The organism is Subtercola boreus, assembly GCF_003399625.1.
GTDB classification, from domain to species: domain Bacteria; phylum Actinomycetota; class Actinomycetes; order Actinomycetales; family Microbacteriaceae; genus Subtercola; species Subtercola boreus_C.
This window is the reverse complement of sequence record NZ_NBXA01000026.1, coordinates 504,528-527,283: the sequence shown is the minus strand read 5'-3', so window position 1 is coordinate 527,283 and position 22,756 is coordinate 504,528. Positions and strand designations below refer to the sequence as shown.

The window sequence follows — 22,756 nt, the reverse complement described above, 5'->3', positions numbered from 1 at the left end:
CGATCAAAGATGTCCCCACCGTTGTGATGTTTCCACATGCGCGGTTGCTCTGGTAGTCGACAGTTGTGCGGACACCGTGGGCCGGCCAAACCCGGAACTCTGACCTCGAGCGGGACGCTGGTAGCTACCGGCGCTTTTGAATGCCGGCGCCGACGCCGTGCTCGAGCTCGAGAGTTCGAAGCTGCTCGATAGATTTCGTTCGATTAGTCCACCCGATGACGATGAACGTGACGCCCGCTCCAAGCTGGAAAAGGCGGAACACATCGAAACGGAATATCAACTCGATCACTGCAACAGCGATGAAAAGCACACCAACCAAGATGCTAGTGATACCGAAAATCCGTGTGCGGTCGATCGCCATCCGCCGTTGGATGGGGCTCTTCGGACTGCCACCGTCGTTCACTCGCTCGACGCTACATCAGGCGAGCGGTAGGACAAAGACACTGCCAATAGCTCGACGTGGAACTAAACGATAGGCCCGGTCATCACGACCAAGACGTGGGATGGCTTTTCATCACTATTCTGAGTGTCAGCCCGACCTACGGAGAAAGCCTCATGCAACCAATCAACATCGTTTTGTTAGCTGCAGGTTTTCTGCTCGCACTGGTCGCTGCGGCATCCTCGCAGGAAGGGTGAGGTCTGGAGCTCGACGAGGAAGGTGATGCTGGCCCTTGGTTTGGTCGGGGCGGTACTGCTCGTAGTCAACTTGCTCGTCGACGTAACGCGAGTTGCGGGGTCATAAGACCCGTCGCAATCTGGCACGATAGCCGCGCACCTGCAAATAGGTCTGGGGGGAGCGTCATTCGACGGACCTCAAGCGGGACGACTAAAAATGAGGGTTTCTGGCAAGGCTTTGACCGGGCCAGCCCGCAGCCGCCGGATCTGTTGCGCAAACGCTGACTTGGCGGCGGCGTGCGCTACTGTCCGACGACTTTCGGATGCGTTCGAAGGTACAACGGCGAAGCCGTTGCTTGGACTGCGAAAAGAGCAAACATCACGCAACCCAGGTAGTCGATCCAACCCGGATTGACGATGACGTTGACTACGGTCGCGACAACCAACGCTGAGGACCCGGCGAGAGGGAAACTTCCTTGTCACAGGGCTTTTCCGAGCAGAAGCGAATCGCCGTGTACGTCGTCGTCCTCTTTCTCGCCAGTGCTGACAAACCCGAGCTTCCCGTGGACTCGCAGCGATGCGGTGTTCCACGCTCGGACGCCCCTCGTCTACCCTGAGGCGTTCTGGGCCACGGACAGCGTAGGGCTTCGATGAGAGCAAAGGTGTCGTCCGCCGGCGGGGCTTGCTGGCGGAACAGCATGCGCGGCCGATAGTGCTGCGCTGAGCATTAGCCCGGAAGTGTGACCTGTTTGGGCGATAGACGCACTGCTTGCCAGTCGCCTTCTGTCGATTAGAGGCCTGACCGTGCTTGCGCCAACCCCGAATTCGTCACTGACCCGAGGTGCCGCTGTCTGACTATGCATGCCGGTGGCGGAACACGCTTGGCGGCGGTGCATGGGGGAACTACCAAGCGATTTCGCGCTGGGGCTCGGCCTTGCGTCGCTGATGTTCTGTGTCCTGGCGGAGTATGCGTGGCGGCAGCGATAGATCGACGCTCGATATCGACGGGCTGACCGAGCTAGGTGGACGATAGACGAGGTTTGTGACGACTTGGACGACTACGACTACGGCGACGACGGCACCGATAACGAGCGCGGGGCTGAGGCTGGCAGCCGCCAATCTCCGCCGCGCGCCCCGTCAGACGATCAGAGTCACCAGGTCGAATCGCCTCGGATCACGGCATCCGATCCGCCATCGATGAAGACGACCTGGCCGCACAGGTGCGAGTTCTCCTCGCTCACGAGCCAGGCCAAGAGGCGGGCCGGCACGATCGGTTCTGCGAAGCCGTTGAGCGGCATGGGAACCCCGGCCCGCATCTGCTCCCGACCCTCTTCGGTCTCGAGGAGGGGAGCCGTCATTGGTGTGACGATGACGCCCGGGGCGATCGCATTGAGGGGGATGTTCGCACCCGCCCAATCTGAGGTCGGCGCCGTGCGGCGGATCCACTGGGCGAACGCCTTCTTGGTCGAGCCGTAGATCAGCGAGCCCGTCGATTCGTCGCCCGCAAGCACCTCAGCGCGGGCAAGGGCTGCAACCTCGTCCCCGTCGGTCATTGCTGCCACCAGCTCATCGTCGTGCGGGTGGAGGCTTGCCATCGAGGCGACACCGGCGGCGCGAGGAGCATTAGACCCGGCCAGCAGCGGGCGAAGGCCTTCGAGAGTCGCAACCATGCCGAAGAAGTTGACCGCGACAGTCGCCGGAATCGGGTGCGCGAGCCCCGCGATGGCGAGAATGCCGTCAATCGTTCCGCCCGACTTCTCACGCACCTGCTCGACAAGCGCGGCGCGGCCCTCATCTGTGGTCAGGTCGACGTTGACGTCTGTTCCGCGCAGGTCGACGCCGATGACCCTCTCGCCGCGACTCTGCAACAACTCTGCTGTGGCCTTTCCGATACCAGACGCGGCCCCCGTGATGACGAATGTTCTGACCATCTCAACTCCTTTGTTCGAGAAAATACTTTCCAAGGGAAACTATATACCTGGGCGGTACGCTTGAACAGTGAGCAACGAACGGGAGCCGCGGCTGCATTACCGCTCCGACCTGGTGCAGAACATGACATCGCTGCTCACGATGTGGCATTCCCCGCGATTCCATCGCGACATTCTCACGGAGCGAAACCGATCGCTCAGCACTTTGGAGATGCGCCTGATCTGGACCCTCGGTTCGATGGGCGCGTCACGCCCATCCGAGCTGTCGACCGCACTCGATGCGACTGCTACCAGTGTGAGCAAGGCCATAGCGAAGATGGATGACGCGGGCTTCATCATTCGCGAACCCAGCCCGGATGATCACCGTTCCCACACGGTGCTCCTCACTCCCGAGGGCCGCCGCGCCGCGCAGGAGATCTACGACGTCGGTGACGTCATGGTCACCGAGATCTTCGCTGACTGGACCGAGGAGGACGTCAGCCAGTTCAGTGCCCTGCTCGCCAGATTCGCGACCGAGTCGGAGACCTTTGCGCGGCGGATTCACCGTGACACAGCGGAGCCCGGTCGCCCACAAGTCGAGTAGGCGCCACGAGGCACGTCGCGGGGGAGTGGGGTGCCTCAGAAACCTCAGCTTGATGAGCCGGCGTTTGAACCAGACTGGGGGGCGGCGAATTCGACGACCGCGAAGCCGAGCTGCAGTGATGCCTGAGACCGCGTCACGCGGTAGAGCACTCCACCGACAGCGTTCGCAAACGGCGCACGGTGAGCCGGTGGAGCGGATCAGGCGGCGCGTGGCGAATTGGTCCCGTCAACGGGCCCTCAGCGGGACGGCCTGGATGCGCGCCAGGGACGCGTGGGAGTAGGGCCCAAGGCAGAACTTTATCCAATTCGGAGAAAGCGGACTAAAAAAGCTAAAGCGTGAAATCGTAGGGCGGACCTTGAATGGGACGGGGGTCGTGATTGAAGTCCTGTCCCACTTAGCATGTTGGATGGCTATCGCCGTAGTCGTTGGACCTCGATGAGGAAATCATCGTTCGGATCATCGATGTCGTGCAGTCCGGTATCGAACGCGCCGAGTGCTTTCTGCTCGGCGAACCATTCATCGTCCCGGCCGTGCCTGATCATAAGATCAGGGAACAGCGTTCGAATTTGGACTTCTGTATTAGCCCTCAACCACGTCCATTTCGAAGACGAATTTTTGGCGTATCCGACCGTGAAAACTGGCCGGTCTTGGCCAACGCTTGCGCTGTCGATCTCTCTCTGCTCGAGGATGTTACTGAGTAGGTATTTCGGTTCCTCGCCTAACGTTTCCGCGAGGTCTGGTCTGCGGTCTCGCCATTCGAGATATTGAGCCTCAGACATCCCACTGGGAAGGGCTTCCTCATCGATGACGTCGAGTTCCGGATATAGAGTCAAAATCGATTCCGCGGACTCTGCGTAAACGGCTCGCCAGATGGCCCCGATGCCGTAGTCCCAAGCGACCAGGTACTTTCGTAGAGTCATGAATGGAGGTTACTCCCGCGTGAAAAGCTGAATCCTGAATTCCTACGATCAGGCATCGAAAGCCGGACCCTGAACGGGACTGTCCCTCGAGGGTTAGTTGCGTGGTGTTGAGAGTCCGAGTCGTGCACAGACGACTTGAGCTGGTTCCGTGGAGGGGAAGACCCCGAGTCTGTGGTCGGGGAGTTGGCAAGCGATGAGGAGGGGAGTCGGGAACATTTTCCCGGCGGGGATGTTGGCCCGGTCTTGTTCGAAGGTGCCGACGACCCAGGATGCGGAGCACTGATCGATCGCGAGTGCTGTGCGTTCCGCGAGGGGCGTCGCCTGCTCGGTTGTTTGATCTCCGGGAAGGTACAGGGTGGTGAAGTGTGTCGAAGTGAGGTCTGCTGCTCCGTAGCACTCAGCGGTGTAGTTGATCTGGCCTTGCGAAGCTTGTGCGATGACGAGTGCGCCAGCGGTCGTGCCCAGGGCAAGAGCGCCCGCTATTCCCAGGGCGGCAAGGCGGTGCTTCTTCGTGCGGGCCCGTTCTCGCACAGTGATGGTGGTAAACAGATCGACTTTCATCCGTGCGTAGTCGGAGTCGCTGGGAAGTGAATTCGGCGTGTGCTGGATGGTCATTGGTTCCCTCTGATCGTGTGGAGTTCGCTTCGCAGGTGGGTGCGGAGCCGGGAGAGTCTGTTACGGATGGCGCCCTGGCTGGTGGCGCTGAGTCGGGCTGCCTCGGCGTAGCTGCGACCTTCGATGATGCAGAGCCGGAACACGGTCTGGTCGGTCTCTGAGAGCGCGGCCATAGCGGTCGCTATGGCCGCGCGGAGCTCGACGGTCAAGGCAGTGGGTTCAGGGCCCGGCTCACGGCTTGGCGTTGTCTCATCGACAGGCGCACTGCTGTGCCGGCGCAGGTACGTCTCACGTGCGCGGAGCCGGTTCATGATCTTGTTCTTGCCGGTGACCAGGAGCCACGGGAGAGCGGAGGAGCCGACGAGTGTGATCGTGCGGCGGCGTTCCCAGAGGGTCGCGAATACGTCCTGGGTGATCTCTTCGGCGTCTTCACTGTTCTGGAGATGGGTGAGCGAGTAGGCGTGGACGGTGCGGACGTGCCTGTCGTAGAGGCTCTCGAATGACCGCTTGTCGCCTTGGGCGCATCGTGCCAGAAGTGTGTCATCAGTTATCGCGTCCCGGGGTGGGGGATTCACGATGCCGGGATCAGCTTCCGAAGAGGTGGTCATATTCCAGTAGTGTCCGCCGAACACGATTCATCTCACCATCGGCGGGTGTTTCTTTGACCGGGTAGCTCACGGCGAGCTCACTAATTCGCTAGCAACCCGGCTGGCGTAGCCCAGAGCTGCCCGATTACGCACCCTTACCGGACGGGTTCGCGGACCTTCGGCACGCCATACTGGGGTCATGCGGTTGTGGAAGAATTTCTTTGTCAGCAGGCACGTGGCGTTGGTCGTTCTTTTCCTATCTCTGCTTGGTTTCGTTGGCTCGATAATCTGGAACTACACGGCCCTCCCATTTATCTTGGTTGTTTCCGCCGTCACGGTAATCAATTTCGTCTGGCTGGCGCGAAGCCAGTTCCGCGCGCCGCTTCCCGGCCGCGATTCCAGCTCGGGGAACAGAGAGTTCGCCCCAGCGACTGACGGTGAGCGGGACTTGTCCTGGAAGGTTTGTCGAGCAAGTCATTCGCCGAGTTATGTGCGGGCGGCGGCATTTGTGCCCCTCTTTCTTGATCCCTATGGCCCAGCTAGTGTGCAGATCATGGGTGGAATCTCTAGGCGGCGCTGGGTTTTGGGCTTGACGGGTGTGGTCATCTGGATTGATCCCTCTCTCGTATGGGGGCAGTAGTCAGCCGGGACGAACGATTTTTGCCGCAATTACGTTTCTAGGCTTTGTGATCTTCATCTGGGCTATCAGGAGGACACCGAAGAAGCCGCCCGCAGAATAGGGCGATGCAGAAACAGCGGCACCGATACCGTTTACCGGGCCCTCAGCGGGACGGCCCCGCGCGGTTCGAGGCGCGTCTGCTACTTTGTGAACTTGATCCCCTGAATGCTGCCGTCGTCGAGAGAAATGTGGACGCGGTACCCCTGCCACGTGCCTGCCGCGAGGTCGGCGTCATCGAGGTCGAAGCCGGTGTAGCAGTCGGTTGTTGATGAGTACGGCAAAGGAGCCGTCCAGAGGATCCTTCCCGTGCAATCGACGCGGATCAGATTGTGGGCTCGGTTGTCTTGCATCTCAGACCAGTCGAGCAGGACTATCGCAGATTGGCGATCAGGCGTCAGCGTGGCACGAAGGACCGAGACTTCGATCGGCTTCCCTTGCCGCGCGCGTTGGCCATCATCGCCGCTCGTGAAGCGGAGCGTGCCATCGATCACGTCGACCCTTAGATCTGCCATTGGGCAAATCTAACCGTCGGGCAATCGTTTCGCGGACCCCAAACGGTTCAACTCGGGAGTATCGCCGCTAACGCTTCGATCTCAACGAGCTGGCCGGGATATCCGAGAACGGTCACGCCCAGAAGCGTGCTCGGCGCATCATGGCTACCCATCGCGGCGCGGAACGTCGACCAGGCAGCGTGCAGATCTTCTTGTCTGGCTGATGCCACCAAGAGTCGGGTGCTCAAAATGTCTGTCATGTCAGCTCCTGCGCCTTCGAGGGCAGTGACCATATTCTTAAACGCCGCCCGTGTCTGAGTTTCGAGTGAGCCTAAAACGATGACGCCGGCAGCATCTAGCGGACATGCTCCGGCTAACGCGATAACTCTTGCTCCGGGAGGCGCGACAGCGGCGTACGCGTACTGCGCCGAATTGGTCAGCGCTTCGGGTCGGATGAGCTCGACGGGAGGCATATTCGGACGCTACCAGAGCTTTGGTCGACTACCCACCGCAAGGCGGGCGTTGTGCGGGTAGTGCCGGTCAGTAGTGTTCACGGGTCTGGAGGATGACGATGTGTTCGTCAATCACGTAGTAGACAAGTCGGTTGCTGTCGTCGATGCGCCGTGACCATGCCCCGGTGAGGACGTGTCGGAGGGGTTCTGGTTTCCCGATGCCGGCGAAGGGGTCGCGAAGGGTGTCGGTGATGAGTTGGTTGACGCGCTTGAGAGTTTTGCGGTCCTGGGTTTGCCAGTAGACGTAGTCTTCCCACCCATTGGGGTCGAAGACGATTGACCGTGTCACGCGTCCAAGAGGTCGTGGTGTTCGAACTCGCCCCGCCGGGCCCGCTCGACCGCGTCGAGGAGCCGTTCGGCGTTGGCGGGGTTCCGGAGCAGGTAGGAGGTTTCCGTGATCGCGTCGTAGTCTTGTTTGGACAAAATCACGACGTTTCCGTGTTTGGACACGACCTCGATGGTGGTGTGGTCGTCGTTGACCTGCTGGATGAGCCCGAACAGGCTCTTTCGCGCTTCGGTTGCTGTGATCGCCGACATGGCCGCCTCCTATATCTAGTACCTGATAACGTACCAGCCGATATTGAGTGTTGGGTGGGGGTGGACTGTTGACGGCAGGGCCAGGCCGGTCGCAGGATGCGGCATGAATAACTTACTGATCGGGTATGCCCGAGTCTCAACGAACGAACAAGACCTGACCGCGCAGCAGAACGCGCTGGAGCGGATGGGTGTCACCCCGGACCTGATCTACACCGATCATGGTCTGACGGGTACCAACCGGGCCAGGCCCGGTCTTCGTGAAGCTCTCGCTGCGTGCCGGAGCGGCGACACTCTCGTCGTTGCGAAGCTGGACCGGCTGGCCCGGTCGCTCCGGGATGCGAAGGACATCATTGATGAGCTCACCGCGAAGGGTGTGAAGCTCAGCATCGGAGGTTCGGTGCATGACCCCAACGATCCTGTCGGGAGGCTGTTGTTCAATGTTCTGGCGATGGTCGCGGAGTTCGAGTCCGATCTCATCCGCGCCCGAACGCGTGAGGGTATGGCGGTCGCCCGGGCGAAGGGCCGGCTCCGCGGCCAGCAACCCAAACTCTCGGGCCCTCAGCAGAAGCATCTGATGGAGGTGTTCGGAGCGGGCACGCACTCCGTCGCGGAGCTAGCCGAATTGTTCAGCGTGGGCAGATCAACGGTCTACCGAACCATCGAAAGACACCGTGAAGTCATCGCTCCGATCGCACCTATCTCGGCTACGCCTGTCGTACGCGGAGGCGCCACGGTTAGGTCGAAGCGGACGCCGGCGGCGAGAGTCTGGTAGGCGCGTTCCGTTTGACCCGTCCGGTGATCGCGTTCCGCAAAGGTGAGGTAAACGGAACACGCCAGGCAGCGAATCGAGGTCGTGTGCCAGGGCATTACCCCTGTGCCCTCGGCACCGACCATCTACCGAGGTTGTTCCGCTGCGGCGAGTTCGTGCCTATATAACGTGGCGCGTGACCAGCCGACGAGCTGGGCTGCGTCGGCCGCAGTTCTGCCCGCCTTCCGTGCAGTTCGAACGATCTCAAGTTTTTCCGCGATTACTTGAGGGTCACTGGGTGGCCGGCCGAATCTTGTGCCGGCTGCCTGGGCGACAGCAATGCCGGCGTTGACGCGTTCGACGATGAGCTCGCGCTCGTACTCAGCCAAAGTGGCGAGCATCCCGAGCATCATCCGGCCTGTCTTCGTCGACGGATCGATGCCGTCCGACACAGACTGCACGTTGATGCCGGCTTGCTGCAGCGACTTCACGGTGTTGAGCACATCGGTCAAGGATCGGCCGAGTCGGTCGATTCGCCAGACGACGACGGTGTCGCCCTCGACGGCGTGCTCAAGGAGCCGGCTCATCGCGGGTCTACTCGCAGCGACCTTGGTGCCAGATGTGACATCGGAGAAGATATCCCGTTGCTGCACGCCGATCTTCACGAGTGCGTCGACCTGCAGCTGGGCATCTTGCGCCGCGGTGCTTATGCGCGTGTACCCGAGTAGTCTCATGACGTCATCATGCCTCAGGAACTCCTGAAAACAGGAGCGAGACACACGTGGCTACGAGATGAGTTTTTTGGAGGCACCGTCAGCTTGGTTCGCGCGAAGTGCTTGGTTGTTGACGGTTGAAGGGCGAGAGCTTGGGAGGACGCGGGTCGTGTTTCTGAATGAACCGATCGGTTCGCCTCATCTTTCGGAAATGATGAGGCGAAGTTGACGTTCGAATTGGCGTCCTTGGATGTCGGTCGGAGTGATGCGTACGTAGAGATATTCGGCGGTGGGTACCCAGCGGGGTAGTTCGTCGGCGTGGGGCGAGTTGGGGATCTCTGGCCCCAGCACGATGGCAGTGCCTTTCAGGGTGATGCTCCAGGAGCCGTTTTCGATTTGCTCATCGATTTCGAAGACGACGCTGTTGTTGGTGAGGAGTTCGCGGAGTTTGGTGCCTCTGGCTGTTCTGAAGACGACTGATTTCCCGTCTGCAATGTAGTTGACGGGAAAGATCTCGGGTTTGTTGTCGACGCTCAGGCCGAGCCGGCCGATGTTGTTGGCCTTGAGGAGGTTCCAACAGTGCTCGACGGAGAGTTCTGTGACGGGACCTTGCGGGGACCATTCATCGAAATCTTGGGTTGTCATGACCATGGTGGAGTTCCTTACTTTATGGGTCTGCTCGTTCGGCGGGTTGAGTGATGCTAGATGAGCCAGCGGTATCGCTGTACGAGGGGAAGCTTCTTCCACGCGTGACCGAGGCCCCAGGTGTCACCGGCGGAGAGCGCGGCGACGGTGATAAGGGCGAGGGCGTAGATGATGTGGTAGTCGACGAGGGGGTTGGTGGAGGCGGCGTTCTGGCCGAAGGACCATTCGGCGAGGTACATGAACAGCATGATGATGGTGCCGGCCACTGCGCTGACGCGGAGGCCGATACCGAGGATGACGGCGATGCCGATGGCGAGCATCCCGAGCATGAAGAGCACGTCGGTCGTGGGGCTGGCGATCGCGGCATAGAACGGCTTCAGCGGCCCGACGACGGAGGGGCTGTTCAGGAATCCCTGGCTCGGTGTTCCGCCGTTGACCCATGCTTTCGCGGCTGGGGTCGAGTATCCGAGTCCGAGGAGCTTGTCGAGGAAGGCCCAGAGGAAGATGAAGCCGGTCGCGAGTCGGAGTACCGCGAGGATACGGCGGGCCGTGGCAGAGGACGCGGTCGGGGTGGCCGAGTTGCGGTTGAGGGGGCGTTCCTGGCCGGAGGTGGTGGGGTGTGTGAGGGGTTGCGCGGTCACGACGTACTCGCTTTCTGTTCGGTGGAGTGACGGGTCGGGTGAAGGGTTTGGTCAGGCTGCGGGCGCGGGCCCGTCAGAGGGGGCGGCGTCGGGGACGGGCAGGAGCCCCTGCTCTGCGAGGGAGGCGTTGACGATGTTTTCCTCGAGGATGTCTTCTGCGGTCTCGATGTGGTCGGTTTCGGACACATCGTTCGGGGTGGGATGTTTCACGAGGGTGCTCCTGCCTTCTGTGGTTCGCGGGGCGCCGGATTGTCCGGTAGTGCTGTTGCGGGTGTGGCCGGGTTGAAGCTTGCTTCGTGTGGTTCCTGGTCGGGTGAGCCGTCCCGCCAGGACGGTTTCTTGAAGTGATAGATGAGCAGGGCGGCGCTGACGAAGACCACGAGCCCGCCGGCGACCAAGGCGACGTAGGTGACGGGGTTCCCGATCGGGAGTTGGGTTGGCGGGAAGAACGACACGAGTAGCGCGAACGCGACGGCGATGAAGCCGATCCCGGCGACGATCCACATTCCGATTTTGCCGCCGGGGATCTTGAAGGCGCGGGGGAGGTGGGGTTGGGTGTAGCGCAGCCGGATCGCGGCGGCGTACATGAACATGTACATCACGATGTAGAGGCTGATCGTGACGGTGGAGATGAGGAAGAACGCTCCGCTGACATCGGCTGTGAACAGGTAGATCGATGACACCGCGGTGACGATGATGGCCTGCAGGATGAGGATGTTCCGTTGCACGCCTGCCTTGTTCGTTTTCTGGAGGATCGGCGGCAGTACCCCGTCGTGCGCTGTTGTCAGGAGTGCGCGGCTCGGAGCGGAGATCCACGCTAGTGCGCCACTGAGTGCCCCATAGCAGACGAGCACGGCGAGGATCTGTACGAGCCAGTTCATGTTCCACAGCCCCACGAGCACGGTGCCCATCGCGTCGAACACTCCTGTTTGGAGGACGATGTCGTTGTAGGGCACGAGGCCGGCGACGGCGATGGAGCCGAGGAGAAACACGGCGACGGAGATGCCGGAGGCGAGCAGCATTGCGGCGGGGAAGCCGCGCCTGGGGTTCTTCATTTCTCCGACGTGCACGGCTTGTACTTCGACGCCGGCGAAGAGGAGCATGATGTTGCCGAGGAATGCGAGGGAGCCGAGCCCGGTGAGCAGGGGTAGCAGGCGCGGGGTGCTGTCACCGTTCACGACGGTCGCGACAGCGGGATCCGTAGCTGTGGTCCAGCCCATCGCATGCCCGGTCGCGGCCCAGTAGATGAAAAGGCCGAGCAGCGCGGCGCCGGGGACGACGGTGCCGACGAGGAAACCGTATTTCGCGATCTTTGCCAGCAGTGCGTTGCCGCGGAGAGCGACGAGGGTCGCGAGCCAGTAGCTGACGATGCAGAACACGCCGACGTAGACGTGTGCCTGCGCGAGCCCTGCCTGATTCAGTGCGTAGGCGGCGGCTGCTGCGGCGAACGCGAGTCCCGTGGGGTACCAGACGACGTTCTGGATCCACTGCAGCCAGATGCCGACGAACCCCCAACGCTGCCCGAACGCTTCACCGATCCACGTGTATACGCCGCCCTTGCGGTTGGAGAACGCGCTGCCGAGCTCCGCAGAGATCAGGGCGGCAGGGACGAGGAACAGAAGGGTGGCGAAGCCGATGTAGACGAACATGGTGAGTTCTTCTTTGGCCATCACGGGGAGCCCTCGAAGGCTCGTGACAACGGCGGCCGCGGTGAGGAACGCGACCGTCGGCACGGTCATGGCAAGGTTGTTCTTTTTCTTCTTCGATTCGAACGATGTCCGCTTGGGGCTGCTCATGAGTGCACCAGCTCACTGGGGACCGCGGCGGTTCCGGTGTGGCTGAAGCTCGGGGCTTCGGCCGCGGTTAAGGGACGCGAGGGCGGCCGGTTGTCGAGTTTGGTGATCGCGTTGCCGAGGTCCGCGAGGAGAAGGTCGGCCATGTCGATGCTGAGGCCGTGCCGCACGATGATGCGCTGCACCGTCACTGCCTCCTGGTTCGGTGGGAGGGTGTACGCGGGAACGAGCCAGCCGCGGGTGCGGAGTTCCTCGGCGAGGTCGAAGAGGTTGAAGCGTGAGTTTTCGCCCGCGAGTTTCCACGTGACGGCGGGGATGCCCTCTTGCGGATTGCCGTCGAAGACGATGTCGAACCTGCCCGTGTTCAGGATGCCCGTACTGAGGTGCTCCGCGACGGCGTACGTCGCGGACTGTACCTTCCGGTAGCCCTCTTTGCCGAGGCGGAGGAAGTTGTAGTACGACGCGACGACTTGGCCGCCGGGGCGGGAGAAGTTCAGGTTGAAGGTCGGCATCGAACCGCCGAGGTAGTTGACGTTGAAGATCAGCTCCTCGGGCAGGTCTGCGGCCTGACGCCAGATAACCCAACCGCTGCCGAGGGGTGCGAGACCGGTCTTGTGGCCGGAGACGTTCACGGATTTGACGCGCGGCAGCCGGAAGTCCCACCGGATGTCGGGTGCGCAGAACGGGGCGACGAAACCGCCGCTGGCGGCGTCGACGTGGATATCGATGTCCAGACCGGTGCGCAGCTGCAGGTCGTCAAGGGCGGCACTGATGGCGTCGACGTCTTCGAACTTGCCGGTGAACGTCTGCCCGAACGTGACCACGACGGCGATGGTGTTTTCGTCACAGAGCGCAAGGGCTTCCGCGGCGGTCATCACGTTGCCGGCGTTCATGGGGGCTTGACGGAGTTCGATGTCGAAGTAGCGGGCGAATTTCTCCCAGCACACCTGCACCGGCCCGCAGACGAGGTTCGGCCGGGACGTGTCTTTGCCATCCGCTTGGCGGCGGGCCTTCCACCGCCATTTCGCGGCGAGCCCGCCGAGCATCGCCGCTTCGCTTGAACCGGTCGTGGAGGTGCCGATAGTGGTGGCCGCGTCGGGGGAGTGAAACAGGTCGGCGAGCATGTGGATGCAGCGGGTTTCGAGTTCCGCAGTTTGGGGGTATTCGTCTTTGTCGATGATGTTCTTGTCCAGCGAGTCATCCATCAGTTGCCGGACTTCGGGTTCGACCCAGGTGGTGCAGAACGTGGCGAGGTTCATGCGGGCGACGCCGTCGAGCATCAGTTCGTCTTTCACGAGCTGATAGACGTCGCGGGGTTCCTGCTCGTGCTCGGGGAATCGGGTCTTGGGTGCTCGGGTGGTCATCGGGGTGGAGGCGAAGATGTCGTCCATCTCGTTGTCGGCGACAACGTCGGGGTCTGTGCGTGTCATGGTCCTTCTCGTTTTCTGGTTGTGAACGGTTCTGGAGTGGGGCTTGGGTCACCAGGTGTAGATGCGGGGGATGATCTCGTCGCGGGGGACCTGATCGGGGCCTGGGTACACGATGACGACGGGGACACCGTCGGGGCCTGGCCCTTCGACGATGTTGAATCCGTCTACTGTTTGAGCGGTGACGTGGGGGGAGAGTTCCCGGAGAAGGCTCTCGCAGCGACGGAGGTCTTCGAGGGTGTCGGCGCTCCAGATGAGATATTGGATCCCGATCGCGCCGAGCGGATGTTCGGAGCGAGACCCCACTTCCCGCAGGTAGAGCTGGTAGTCACCGGGGCCGACGAGAAGAGCAGCTGACGTGTCACGCGCGGTGACGGTGGCGTTCAGCAGCCGAGTGTAGAAGTCGATGGACCGGTTGAAGTTCTTCACGAACATGACCGCGGAGGAGAGTCTCACAGCTACGCGGTGGGTTTAGGCGCCGTCGTCGTGCATGACGAGTACGGGGCAGTGGGCGTGCCCGGCGCACGCGGTGCTGACCGAGCCAAGGAGGAGGCCGGCGAAACCGCCGTGGCCACGGCTACCGACCACAAGCATCTCGGCGCCCTTGCTCAGCTCGATGAGCACTGCGGCGGCGTTGCCCTGCCTGACAGTGGGGGTGAACCACTCCGGCGCGGTGCCCTCGAACACGTCTTTGACCGTTCTGGTCATGATCTGTAGCGCGTCGGTCTCGGGGGACCAGTCGGTGAAGTTGTAGCCCCCGTATCCGTTGGGGATCTGCCAGGCGACAACTCCCTGCACGGCCGAATGGGATCCGTTTGCGAGGGTCACCGCTTTCCGGAGGGCCGCTAGGGACGAGGGGGAGCCGTCGAGTCCGACGACGATGCGGGTGGTGCGGACGAGGTTGGCCTGCTTGTCGAAGGCGACGGCAGTGTTGTATTCATCAGTCGTGACGCCAGTGCCGTCGACGCCGAACCGGGATACCCGTCCGTCGGGTTCTTCTTCACCGGTCGGGGGAACCGTTCGGTCATGCGTTTCGGGTGCCGTGGGGAATGTCATGGTGTCAGATTCGCACCGGTCGAAGACCCTCAAACAGGGTCTTTGGTCACAACCCTCAGAACGCAACCGGTCGGCTGGGCGAGTTCATGCGGTGGGACCAATGGCACTACTCACGGGTGGGCTGTGCCGGGCAGAGTCATAGCGGTGGGGCGAGTGTCCCTGCCGGGATGAGGGGTACCTGATGAACCGGGTAGCAGGGAAAGTCGCACTGATCACGGGAGGGGCGCGCGGCATGGGTGCCTCCCACGCCCGCCGCCTTATCGCTGAGGGCGCATCGGTCATCATCGGTGATGTCCTTGATGCCGAGGGCATCGCGCTTGCTGCGGAGCTCGGCGAGAAAGCCCTGTTCGTGCACCTCGATGTGACACAGGAGCATGAGTTTGCGGCTGCGGTGATCGTATCGAAGGAACGCTTCGGCACGATCGACGTCCTCGTCAACAACGCCGGCATCGCTACCGGGGCACGGATCGCTGAGTTCGAGCTTCGGTTGTGGCAGAAGACGATCGATATCAACCTGACCGGCGCGTTCCTCGGCATCCAGGCATGCGTTGCGGAGATGGTCGAGCAGGGCAGCGGCTCGATCATCAACATCTCCTCCGTCGAGGGGCTCCGCGGGAGCGCGAACCTGCACGCCTACGTCGCAACGAAGTTCGCCCTCCGCGGCCTGACCAAATCCGTCGCTGTCGAAATCGGTTCGTCCGGGGTCCGGGTGAACTCCGTACATCCCGGGTTCATCACCACACCCATGACGGCCGGCATCTCGGCCGATCAACTGCAGATCCCAATAGGCCGGGCCGCTGACCCGTCCGAGGTGTCCTCGCTGGTGCTGTTTCTGGCCAGCGACGAATCCCGGTACTCGACCGGGTCTGAGTTCGTCATCGACGGCGGTCTGACCGCCGGGATCCCGCACGCCTGATGCGGAATTCATTCGTCGTCATCGGGGACCGGCTCGTGACCGTCAGCCCCCAGACGACCACTGATCTGGGCCGGATCGCCGACTGCGCGCGCATCGCGGAGCAGTTCTACCGCGCCGCGGAGTGCCAGCAGAACACCCGGCCGGCGTTCGTCACCAGGGCGGCTGGGGAGGTGACGATCAGCGGCGCGAGTCCGCTGGGTAGCACGATGATCGTCTGCGCTCCCACCTGCAGCACAGCAGCCGTTGCGAAACACGTTGCAGCGTGCCTCGCAGCCGGGAACACTGTAGAGCTGGCCCTGTTCGAACCCCCCTGCGCACTTCTGCTGGTTCTTCTCCTCATTCTGGAAGACGTGCTGCCCGAGAGTCGGTTCCGGGTCGTGTCAGAGCGCACGGGGTGGCAGATCACCAGCGCAAACCCGACGGTCGTCGTGCTCACGGAGACGGATGCGTTCCTGAACGACGAACCCCGTGTGCGGTTCCGGGACCCTGCGAGCAGCTCGCCCACGAACGAGCTGGTCAACTTCTACACCCGATCTTCGACCGTGCGTGTGCCTGCCGGTCGGGACTCGAGGTGAAGGATCGCGGCCTGGGTGCGGCGTTGCAGCCCGAGTTTGCTCAGTAGCCCTGAGACGTAGTTCTTCACCGTCTTCTCAGCCAACGACAGCTGCACTCCGATCTCTCGGTTTGTGAGCCCGTCAGCGATGAGGGGGAGAATCTGTTTCTCACGGTCTGTCAGAGCATCAAGTCGGCTGTTACCGGTGGGGGCCACAATCCGTTCGACGACTTTCCGCATCAAGAGGGGGTCGAGTAGCTGCTTGCCTGCTGCGACCTTTCGGAGGGTCTCCACTAATCCGCTACCCCTGATGTCCTTCAAGACGTAGCCGGCAGCCCCAGCCAGGACTGCCGCGTCGATGGCGTCGTCATCGTCGTAGGCGGTAAGGATCAGGCAGCGAATGTTCGGGCTGGCGGATCTGACTTCCCGGCACAGGTCGATGCCGCTACCGTCGGGCAGCCGAACGTCGAGGAGGACAACGTCGGGTTGGGTTGCGGCGATGCGTACTTCTGCCTGGTGCACGGTGCCGGCTTCACCGACAATCTCGATGTCGTGCTCAAGTCCCAGAAGGCCCGCGATGCCGCGTCGCACCAACTCGTGGTCGTCGACCAGGAACACACGGATCACAGGTTCAGACCATTCTCCGTACGAGTACTGGGTGTGAGGAAGTAGGGCACTCGCCACCGCACAACAGTGCCCGTGCTAGAGGAGTGGAACTCCGATGTTCCGCCGCGGATCGTCGCGCGCTTTTCTATGTTTGCCAGCCCGCTCCGACGGGTGGTGGCCGGGCTTCCGTGTCCGTCATCAGTGATCTCTAGCGTGATGTGACCCTCCGCCGCGGTGAGTGCCACAGACGAATGCTCAGCCGAGGCGTGTTTGGCCGTGTTCGTCAGCGACTCACGCACAACCGCAGTAACGTCTCCCGCGAGGTCACCGGTGACGAGCAGGTCTACGGGGCCGGAGAAGCTGACGTACGGGGTTGTGGTGAGGCTTGGGGCGAGCTCGTTCACAATGTCGATAATCGAGTGCCGGATCGTGTTCCGGGTCTTCTCGACCGGCGCGGAGAGAGCGAAGATCACCGTCCGGATCTGTGAGATGCTCGCATCCAGGTTCGCAACCGTCTGACCGATCCGCTCGGAGAGGCTCTCGTTCTGCACCCGCCCCGCGATGCTTTGCAGTTCAAGGCCCGTGCCGAAGATCTCTTGGATGACGTGATCGTGCAGGTCCCTCGCGATCCGGCCGCGGTCTTCGAGGAGGGCAAGCTTTTGCCTGTCGCCGCGGGCCCGGCCGAGTTGCATGGCGACACTGGCCTGGCCGGCGAAGTCGGCCGCCATCTCGAGGTCTGCGATGGTGAAGAGTTGGGCGCCCTGCGCGCGGGCGAGGAACAGAACACCCTCGGCCGTTCCCGCAGAAATCAGCGGTACCGCCATCACCGGCCCGAGCCTCACGTGGCCGGGGAGGGCGATATTGCTGTCGTCAAGCAGTCTGGGCTGCTTGCCCTCGAGCACTGACCCGGAGACAGAGTGCGCGGTGGAAACCCGGGCGCCATGCACGTCAGACTCGCTGAGACCCAACGCGGTTTCAACGACGAGGGCGCCGGGCTTGTCGGTCGGGAGGAGCACGCAGACCAAATCAGCGCCTGACAGCCCGAAGACACGGTTGACGATCAGCGCGATCGAATCATGCCGCTCACCCGACAACAGCGCAGCCGTGATCTCGGCCGATGCGGCGGACCACGCCTGACGCCTCTTCGTCTCAGCGAACAGGCGGGCGTTCTCAATAGCGATGCCCGCGGTCGCGGCAAGAGCGGTGACGAGCTGTTCGTCCTCGTCAGTGAATTGCCCGGCGGCCTGACTGCTGAGGTAGAGGTTGCCGTAGACCTCATCTCGCACCCGGACGGGCACACCGAGGAAGCTGTCCATCCGGGGGTGCCCACCCGGGAACCCGGAGGATCTCGGGTCGTTGCCGATCGTGACCAACCGGATCGAGTGCGGGGAATCGATCAGCGCGCCGAGGAGACCCTTTCCCTCGGGCAGGTGTCCGATCGTGTTCACCTCGTCCGGGGTCATCCCGACATGGATGAACTGGTCCAGCCCGCCCGAGGGTGCTATCACGCCCAGCGCTCCATATTGCGCCCCCACCTAATCGACAGCAGCCTCGACAATCCGGCGGAGCACTGTGGGAAGGTCGAGCTGCTCGACGACCGCCCGGTTCGCTTTCAGAAGTGCCCGCAGCCTGGTCTCGGTGGTCATGTTGTGAGGCATGATTCGCTCCTTCTCCTGCGCGGCCGAGGGCCGCTGCCGCGTGGTCTGAAGCAACGCCGTAAGGCTACTCCCTCAGAACTGTTCGCCGCACAGGATCGGGACTTTCGACTCTGCCAAGGCGCCCGGTGCTCTGTCAGCCTCGGTTCATGAGTCGAATCGGGAACACGTTGAACAGTCACCCCGCAGAGTCGATCGTGGTCGGGGTCGACGGTTCCGCGCCGAGCCGGGCCGCGATCAGGTGGAGCATGCACCGCGCTGCAGCCACGGGCTCTAGCGTCGTTCTGGCCCATATCGTCAAGGATTCTCTGACCGTTCCTCCGGAGCATATCGAAGCCGAAATTCAGCAGACCGGCAACGCGTTCCTGCAGGCCGAACTCGACTTTGCGCACCTCATCGAAAATCATGTCCCGGTCACCGCCCTGCTGCTGCAGGGCGATCCTCTGGAGCAACTCGCTGCCGCGTCGGAACACATGGTCATGGTTGCGGTCGGCACCCATAAGACCGGGTTCGTTCAGGGTCGTGTTTTCGGATCGAAGTTCATACAGCTCGCCGCCCGAGCTTCAAGCCCCGTCGCGTTCATCCCCAACTTCGCGAACCGTCGCCGCGGCGGTGTCGTCGTTGGGGTCGGAGATGCGACAGAGGGGCAAGAGACCATCCGGTTCGCTGCCGCGGAGGCAGCCCGAGACGGTCACGAACTCACTATCGTGCACTGTTGGGAAGCACCCCGAACTACCACCCCACGAACGCCAGAAGAGCAGTCCCAAGCTACCCAGTTCGCTTCCCTCCTCTCAGAAACGGTCCTCGCCGACGCGAAGGTCGTTGCCGGGCAGGCGCAGCCAGAGCTCTCGATCCGGGTTCGGAGTGTGCATCGGCCCGCCGCTGAGGGCCTGATCGACGTATCCGCCGCAGCTTCGTTACTCATCATCGGCCGCTCTCACCGAAATGCGAGCCTTCCTGGAACGGTCGGCTCCACCGTTCACGATGTCCTGCTGAACCTCGGCGGCCCCACCGTCGTCATCCACGACACCCTTCCGATCCGGCGCCGAACGTTCGCGCACAAGATGCGTGACGTCACAGCACACCACTGACCCTCGCCGGCGTCTCCCGGGTCCGAACAGGGTGGGGACCTTCGGCTCTACTCGGGGCCGCTTCGGCACCGCAGTGTTGAAGTATGCAAAACAGCGAAGAACCCACCGCCCTCATCATCGTCGCCGTCGACGGCACCAGATCCTCCGTCGCGGCCCTCCAGTCCGCGAAGAACTACGCCGAGACACACAACGCACGGCTCCGCGCCATCTCGGTGTGGAGCAACGTCAACACCTACAGCCCCTTCATGCTCGAGTGGTCACTAGGCGAAGACGCTCGTTTCCAGCTCGAGGAATCCTCACGCGAAGTGTTCGGCGACGACCTGCCGGACTGGTACGAACAGGAGGTCGCTGAGGGTTCTGCAGCGAAGGTTTTGATCGAAGCAAGCAAAACAGCCGAGCTGCTGGTCGTCGGTAGCCGCGGGCACGGCGGCTTCGCCGGGCTCTTCCTCGGTTCCGTCAGCGCCCAGTGCGCCGCACACGCTCACAGCCCCGTGATGATTGTCCGCGAACACAACGACCTCACCGCCACCTCCGCCGGGGCGCCGATCGTCGTCGGTCACGACGGATCCGCCAACGGTGACGACGCCCTCGAATGGGCGCTGAACTACGCCGAGAAGCTCGGCGCGCCCGTCGAGGTGGTGCGGACGTGGAGCATCGACCGGATCCCGCCGCAGTTCAATGAAGAGTTCGGATACGTGCCCTCGTTCGATGAAGTGACCGCGCGGGTACGCCGGGACCTCATCACCGAGACGGCTCACCGGATCGGGGAGCACACCGGCACAACGGTCACCCTTGTTGCGGCCATGTCGCAACCGGCCGAGGAGCTCATCAAACGTTCCGAGCATGCCCGCCTCCTCGTCGTCGGCTCCCGTGGCCGCGGTGGGTTCGCCGGCCTGATGCTCGGCTCGGTCAGCTCCGAATGCGCATCCCACGCCCACTGCCCCGTCGCCGTCGTACCCAAGAGCGCCGCCGCGCACCCCGACCTATGACCCAGGTGAGCACCCCCGTGATTGTCGCAATCGACGGCTCGAGCGCGTGCGGGTGACCCGTGAAGCGGTGATGGCGCACCCGATGGCCGAGTTGGTCCGCCGCTCGCAGCACGCCCGGTTGCTTGTCAACGGTTCGCGGGGCCGCGGCGGGTTCGCTCGTCTTGCGGCTCGGATCATCAGTGCTGTCGCTCTGAGCCTCGGCGTGGTCCCTGCTGTCGGTGGGATCTTTGTTCCAGCGAACTATCTCCCGGCCCGGGCGGCCTTTTGTCAGGTTCTGGCCATGACGACGATGGTGGGTGAGGCGAGATCGAGTAGCACTGCATGGCTGACGGAGCCGTTCAGGAGACGCCGGAGTCCGTGCTGTTGGCGGCTGCCGATAAAGAACAGGGAAGAGCAGGCGGCAACATGCAGGAGAGAGCGGACCACTGGTCCTCTGACCAACTCGCCCGAGATGCGCGCGCAAGGAACCGCCGCCTGAACGGCCTCTCTGCACCGGTCAAGGATGAGCTGGTTGGTCTGCTTCAGCTTCCTGAGAGATGCTGAATCGGGGAGTATGTCCTCCCAGCTCGGCGGAATTGGCCAAGCATAGATCATGCGCAACTCACGCCCCGAGAGCGCGACATCACGGGCAGCGAACACGGCTGTGTCCACAGACGCAGGTGAGCCGTCAACGGCGACGGTGACCGGGGCTGCAGTGTCAGTGCAATGATCAGGAATAAGCGCAATGGGACCATGAGACACGCCCGCCAGCATGAGACCGAGCGAGGCGCGCTCCGTCGTTCCGAAGCGTGTGGGGGCAGAGAACCGTGTCCGCAAGCTCGCCCGGTGCTCGCATGTGCACGGCGTCGGGTAGCTGCTGAATGTCCCGTCCCCGGTGCTCGATCGTTTCCTCGTCTTGAATCATCGGCTGTAGAACCCAACCATCGCCCGCGGCGAGACAGGGACACCGGATCGGACCCGGTCTCTGTTCGTCAAGAACCATTGATCAGGGGTGAGGATGATGATCGCCGTTTCCGGTCCCCGTCCGCCCCAGCCCGCCCGGTCGTGCAACACGGAGAACACCCCCTCCGGAAGGATTTGCTGCAGTGCGGCGATGACCGCCGAGAGTTCGGGTTCGGGTTGCTCGAAGAGGGCGAGCTCGACGCAGTTTCGGGCGACCAGGGCGGCAGCGATGTTCTCCGTCACGATGAACGGGTCGCACGAGGGTGCGCTGACGATCAGGGCTGTGCCGATGGGTCGAGAGGCACTGTGCACCGGCTGGCCAAAGATCGACGACGGCTGGTCCGCTTCAACCCTCGAGATGTGGGGAGCGCTGTGGCGGAGGAAGATCGTGAACTGTTTCGCTGCGGTCTGGCCGTGGGCGCTCAGGCTCAGGGCGGTGATGATCCGGGTGAAAACTCTCTCGAGATTGGCGCGGGAGCTGACCTGCCACCGCGAAGCTGCATCTGCAGAGGAGACGCCGTCCCGGTGGGAAGCAGCCAGGCCTCTCGGGTCGGTTGCCGGTTGCGGGAGGGTGATGGCGCGTCGCAACCGCGTCTCACGCGCGGACGAATCGGTCGCAGGGAGAAGTGTCATGTTCCGAGCGTCCACCCGGCGACCTTGGAACCCTAGAGCCGAAGGTCCCACAAACCAGGCGTGGGACCTTCGGCTCTGTCCAGCGGCTGACGGCGCGGCGAAACTTCACCTATGCGAACCAGCAACACTTCCGCGCACCATGCTCACGAAACCAAGGCACGTTTGAGTCAGATGCCGAACTGGCACACAGAGCACGAGGCCGGCCTCACGACAGGTCAGCGCGCCGCCGACGCGCTGCGGAACGGGATGGGCAGTTGGCCGTTCATCGGCATATTCATCACCCTGATGGGTGTCTGGGCAGGCGTCAACACCATCGCGCTGAAAGATGGGTCGTGGGACCCCTACCCCTACATTCTTCTGAACCTCTTCCTCTCCATGCTCGCCGGTCTTCAGGGTGCGATCCTCCTGATCGCGGCGAAGCGGCAGGACTCCATCAGCGCAGCAATGGCGAAGCACGACTTCGATACCAACGTGGCGTCAAAGACAGAGATCGACCGGCTCCTTCAGCTCGGCGAACAACATCTGCAGATGATCACCGAACTCACAGAACTCGTCAACGCCTTCGCGACTTCCGCCGCCGCCCGTGCCTGATCCGGAACGCGCTCCTTCCCGGCTATGGCGCCGCTACCCTGTCGTGACCCTGACCGTCGCCGTCGGGGTCATCGGTGGCGTGCTCTGGCTGGCGGGCTTCGACCAGGTCGCACGGTGGCCTTTCGGCGTGTTCGCGCTGACGATCGCCGGGATCCAGTTCGCGCAGATGATCGGTCGGCTGCGCCAGGGTCAGTTCGGCATCGACGTTCTCGCGATCATCGCCATCATGTCGACCGTTGCGGTGGGTTCGGCTTAGATTGCCCAGGTGGTCTCCACTGAGGCTGCCATAG

Annotated in this window: 31 protein-coding genes; 9 read left to right on the top strand and 22 right to left on the bottom strand. The window is 62.7% G+C overall.

Annotated elements, in window-relative coordinates:
* Window positions 1-124 precede the first annotated feature (124 nt).
* Together B7R21_RS15965 and B7R21_RS15960 are read right to left on the bottom strand one after the other, a co-directional pair.
* Complete coding sequence (locus tag B7R21_RS15965; RefSeq protein WP_147305920.1) at window positions 125-403, bottom strand: hypothetical protein; 279 nt, start codon at window positions 401-403, stop codon at window positions 125-127.
* Between the two features lie 1,363 nt (window positions 404-1,766).
* Entirely contained in the window at window positions 1,767-2,546 is a 780-nt protein-coding gene (locus B7R21_RS15960; protein ID WP_116284196.1) for an SDR family oxidoreductase, read from the bottom strand.
* A gap of 67 nt (window positions 2,547-2,613) precedes the next feature.
* On the opposite strand from B7R21_RS15960, the gene B7R21_RS15955 reads away from it, so the two are divergent.
* Window positions 2,614-3,126, top strand: coding sequence for a MarR family winged helix-turn-helix transcriptional regulator (locus B7R21_RS15955; RefSeq protein ID WP_116284195.1), 513 nt, complete (start codon window positions 2,614-2,616; stop codon window positions 3,124-3,126).
* A gap of 410 nt (window positions 3,127-3,536) precedes the next feature.
* Here B7R21_RS15955 and B7R21_RS15950 read toward each other — a convergent pair whose 3' ends face one another.
* From B7R21_RS15950 to B7R21_RS15940, 3 genes are all read right to left on the bottom strand, one after another.
* On the bottom strand, window positions 3,537-4,046 hold the full coding sequence (locus B7R21_RS15950) for a hypothetical protein (protein ID WP_116284194.1): 510 nt from the start codon (window positions 4,044-4,046) through the stop codon (window positions 3,537-3,539).
* 93 nt (window positions 4,047-4,139) lie between these two features.
* Entirely contained in the window at window positions 4,140-4,661 is a 522-nt protein-coding gene (locus B7R21_RS15945) for a hypothetical protein (protein ID WP_116284193.1), read from the bottom strand.
* On the bottom strand, window positions 4,658-5,269 hold the full coding sequence (locus B7R21_RS15940) for an RNA polymerase sigma factor (RefSeq protein WP_116284192.1): 612 nt from the start codon (window positions 5,267-5,269) through the stop codon (window positions 4,658-4,660). Before B7R21_RS15940 ends, B7R21_RS15945 begins: the two co-directional genes overlap by 4 nt.
* A 178-nt stretch (window positions 5,270-5,447) precedes the next feature.
* Between B7R21_RS15940 and B7R21_RS19775 the strand changes: the two genes are divergently transcribed.
* Window positions 5,448-5,888 (top strand): hypothetical protein, encoded by a 441-nt coding sequence (locus tag B7R21_RS19775; RefSeq protein WP_147305919.1) that lies wholly within the window; start codon window positions 5,448-5,450, stop codon window positions 5,886-5,888.
* 179 nt (window positions 5,889-6,067) lie between these two features.
* Here B7R21_RS19775 and B7R21_RS15935 read toward each other — a convergent pair whose 3' ends face one another.
* The 4 genes from B7R21_RS15935 to B7R21_RS15920 all read right to left on the bottom strand — a co-directional run bounded on the left by B7R21_RS15935 (window position 6,068) and on the right by B7R21_RS15920 (window position 7,467).
* On the bottom strand, window positions 6,068-6,439 hold the full coding sequence (locus B7R21_RS15935; RefSeq protein ID WP_116284191.1) for a hypothetical protein: 372 nt from the start codon (window positions 6,437-6,439) through the stop codon (window positions 6,068-6,070).
* A gap of 47 nt (window positions 6,440-6,486) precedes the next feature.
* A complete protein-coding gene (locus B7R21_RS15930; RefSeq protein WP_116284190.1) occupies window positions 6,487-6,891 on the bottom strand; it encodes a RidA family protein in 405 nt (134 codons plus the stop codon).
* A gap of 67 nt (window positions 6,892-6,958) precedes the next feature.
* Window positions 6,959-7,219: a Txe/YoeB family addiction module toxin gene (locus tag B7R21_RS15925; RefSeq protein WP_116284189.1), complete on the bottom strand. Its 261-nt coding sequence runs from the start codon at window positions 7,217-7,219 to the stop codon at window positions 6,959-6,961.
* Window positions 7,216-7,467, bottom strand: coding sequence for a type II toxin-antitoxin system Phd/YefM family antitoxin (locus B7R21_RS15920; RefSeq protein ID WP_116284188.1), 252 nt, complete (start codon window positions 7,465-7,467; stop codon window positions 7,216-7,218). Before B7R21_RS15920 ends, B7R21_RS15925 begins: the two co-directional genes overlap by 4 nt.
* 103 nt (window positions 7,468-7,570) lie before the next feature.
* Between B7R21_RS15920 and B7R21_RS15915 the strand changes: the two genes are divergently transcribed.
* On the top strand, window positions 7,571-8,239 hold the full coding sequence (locus B7R21_RS15915) for a recombinase family protein (RefSeq protein WP_116284187.1): 669 nt from the start codon (window positions 7,571-7,573) through the stop codon (window positions 8,237-8,239).
* Between the two features lie 122 nt (window positions 8,240-8,361).
* Here the strand turns inward: B7R21_RS15915 and B7R21_RS15910 are convergent, their stop codons facing one another.
* The 8 genes from B7R21_RS15910 to B7R21_RS15880 form a co-directional block, all read right to left on the bottom strand.
* Window positions 8,362-8,949 (bottom strand): recombinase family protein, encoded by a 588-nt coding sequence (locus B7R21_RS15910; protein WP_116284305.1) that lies wholly within the window; start codon window positions 8,947-8,949, stop codon window positions 8,362-8,364.
* A 177-nt stretch (window positions 8,950-9,126) separates the two neighbouring features.
* Window positions 9,127-9,579, bottom strand: coding sequence for a pyridoxamine 5'-phosphate oxidase family protein (locus B7R21_RS15905; RefSeq protein WP_253259854.1), 453 nt, complete (start codon window positions 9,577-9,579; stop codon window positions 9,127-9,129).
* Window positions 9,580-9,629: 50 nt separating this feature from the next.
* Complete coding sequence (locus B7R21_RS15900; protein ID WP_216364264.1) at window positions 9,630-10,214, bottom strand: DoxX family protein; 585 nt, start codon at window positions 10,212-10,214, stop codon at window positions 9,630-9,632.
* 51 nt (window positions 10,215-10,265) lie between these two features.
* A complete protein-coding gene (locus B7R21_RS20230) occupies window positions 10,266-10,424 on the bottom strand; it encodes a hypothetical protein (RefSeq protein WP_172592216.1) in 159 nt (52 codons plus the stop codon).
* Window positions 10,421-12,010, bottom strand: a complete 1,590-nt coding sequence (locus tag B7R21_RS15895; RefSeq protein ID WP_216364263.1) for an amino acid permease — start codon at window positions 12,008-12,010, stop codon at window positions 10,421-10,423. The genes B7R21_RS20230 and B7R21_RS15895 overlap by 4 nt, the downstream gene beginning before the upstream one ends.
* Entirely contained in the window at window positions 12,007-13,437 is a 1,431-nt protein-coding gene (locus B7R21_RS15890) for a glutamate decarboxylase (RefSeq protein WP_116284186.1), read from the bottom strand. The genes B7R21_RS15895 and B7R21_RS15890 overlap by 4 nt, the downstream gene beginning before the upstream one ends.
* 48 nt (window positions 13,438-13,485) lie before the next feature.
* Window positions 13,486-13,890: a VOC family protein gene (locus B7R21_RS15885; protein ID WP_116284185.1), complete on the bottom strand. Its 405-nt coding sequence runs from the start codon at window positions 13,888-13,890 to the stop codon at window positions 13,486-13,488.
* Between the two features lie 15 nt (window positions 13,891-13,905).
* The gene (locus B7R21_RS15880; RefSeq protein WP_116284184.1) at window positions 13,906-14,490 is read right to left on the bottom strand and encodes a universal stress protein; all 585 of its coding nucleotides are present in this window, start codon (window positions 14,488-14,490) and stop codon (window positions 13,906-13,908) included.
* A gap of 181 nt (window positions 14,491-14,671) precedes the next feature.
* Here B7R21_RS15880 and B7R21_RS15875 point away from each other — a divergent pair, with 181 nt between their 5' ends.
* Together B7R21_RS15875 and B7R21_RS15870 are read left to right on the top strand one after the other, a co-directional pair.
* Window positions 14,672-15,406 (top strand): glucose 1-dehydrogenase, encoded by a 735-nt coding sequence (locus tag B7R21_RS15875; RefSeq protein WP_116284183.1) that lies wholly within the window; start codon window positions 14,672-14,674, stop codon window positions 15,404-15,406.
* Window positions 15,406-15,981 (top strand): hypothetical protein, encoded by a 576-nt coding sequence (locus B7R21_RS15870; protein WP_116284182.1) that lies wholly within the window; start codon window positions 15,406-15,408, stop codon window positions 15,979-15,981. The genes B7R21_RS15875 and B7R21_RS15870 overlap by 1 nt, the downstream gene beginning before the upstream one ends.
* On the opposite strand, the gene B7R21_RS15865 is transcribed toward B7R21_RS15870, so the two are convergent.
* Genes B7R21_RS15865 through B7R21_RS20905 form a run of 3 tightly spaced genes read right to left on the bottom strand, consistent with a single transcriptional unit; the run spans window position 15,930 to window position 18,223 of the window.
* Window positions 15,930-16,586, bottom strand: a complete 657-nt coding sequence (locus tag B7R21_RS15865) for a response regulator (RefSeq protein ID WP_116284181.1) — start codon at window positions 16,584-16,586, stop codon at window positions 15,930-15,932. The two genes, B7R21_RS15870 and B7R21_RS15865, sit on opposite strands and share 52 nt — an antisense overlap.
* Window positions 16,583-18,073 carry a GAF domain-containing protein gene (locus B7R21_RS15860; RefSeq protein WP_172592215.1) on the bottom strand — a complete coding sequence of 497 codons (1,491 nt, stop codon included), beginning with the start codon at window positions 18,071-18,073 and terminating at the stop codon, window positions 16,583-16,585. The genes B7R21_RS15865 and B7R21_RS15860 overlap by 4 nt, the downstream gene beginning before the upstream one ends.
* A 27-nt stretch (window positions 18,074-18,100) precedes the next feature.
* Window positions 18,101-18,223, bottom strand: a complete 123-nt coding sequence (locus B7R21_RS20905) for a hypothetical protein (protein WP_301182568.1) — start codon at window positions 18,221-18,223, stop codon at window positions 18,101-18,103.
* A 146-nt stretch (window positions 18,224-18,369) separates the two neighbouring features.
* Between B7R21_RS20905 and B7R21_RS15855 the strand changes: the two genes are divergently transcribed.
* Together B7R21_RS15855 and B7R21_RS15850 are read left to right on the top strand one after the other, a co-directional pair.
* Window positions 18,370-19,311 (top strand): universal stress protein, encoded by a 942-nt coding sequence (locus B7R21_RS15855; protein ID WP_116284179.1) that lies wholly within the window; start codon window positions 18,370-18,372, stop codon window positions 19,309-19,311.
* Between the two features lie 83 nt (window positions 19,312-19,394).
* Complete coding sequence (locus B7R21_RS15850; RefSeq protein WP_116284178.1) at window positions 19,395-20,300, top strand: universal stress protein; 906 nt, start codon at window positions 19,395-19,397, stop codon at window positions 20,298-20,300.
* 267 nt (window positions 20,301-20,567) lie between these two features.
* On the opposite strand, the gene B7R21_RS15845 is transcribed toward B7R21_RS15850, so the two are convergent.
* Together B7R21_RS15845 and B7R21_RS15840 are read right to left on the bottom strand one after the other, a co-directional pair.
* Window positions 20,568-21,053 (bottom strand): universal stress protein, encoded by a 486-nt coding sequence (locus tag B7R21_RS15845; protein WP_116284177.1) that lies wholly within the window; start codon window positions 21,051-21,053, stop codon window positions 20,568-20,570.
* Between the two features lie 147 nt (window positions 21,054-21,200).
* Entirely contained in the window at window positions 21,201-21,875 is a 675-nt protein-coding gene (locus B7R21_RS15840; protein WP_116284176.1) for a hypothetical protein, read from the bottom strand.
* A 111-nt stretch (window positions 21,876-21,986) separates the two neighbouring features.
* Here B7R21_RS15840 and B7R21_RS15835 point away from each other — a divergent pair, with 111 nt between their 5' ends.
* Both B7R21_RS15835 and B7R21_RS20760 read left to right on the top strand, forming a co-directional pair.
* Window positions 21,987-22,466 carry a DUF1003 domain-containing protein gene (locus B7R21_RS15835; RefSeq protein WP_367379410.1) on the top strand — a complete coding sequence of 160 codons (480 nt, stop codon included), beginning with the start codon at window positions 21,987-21,989 and terminating at the stop codon, window positions 22,464-22,466.
* A gap of 43 nt (window positions 22,467-22,509) precedes the next feature.
* A complete protein-coding gene (locus B7R21_RS20760) occupies window positions 22,510-22,722 on the top strand; it encodes a hypothetical protein (protein WP_253259853.1) in 213 nt (70 codons plus the stop codon).
* Window positions 22,723-22,756 lie beyond the last annotated feature (34 nt).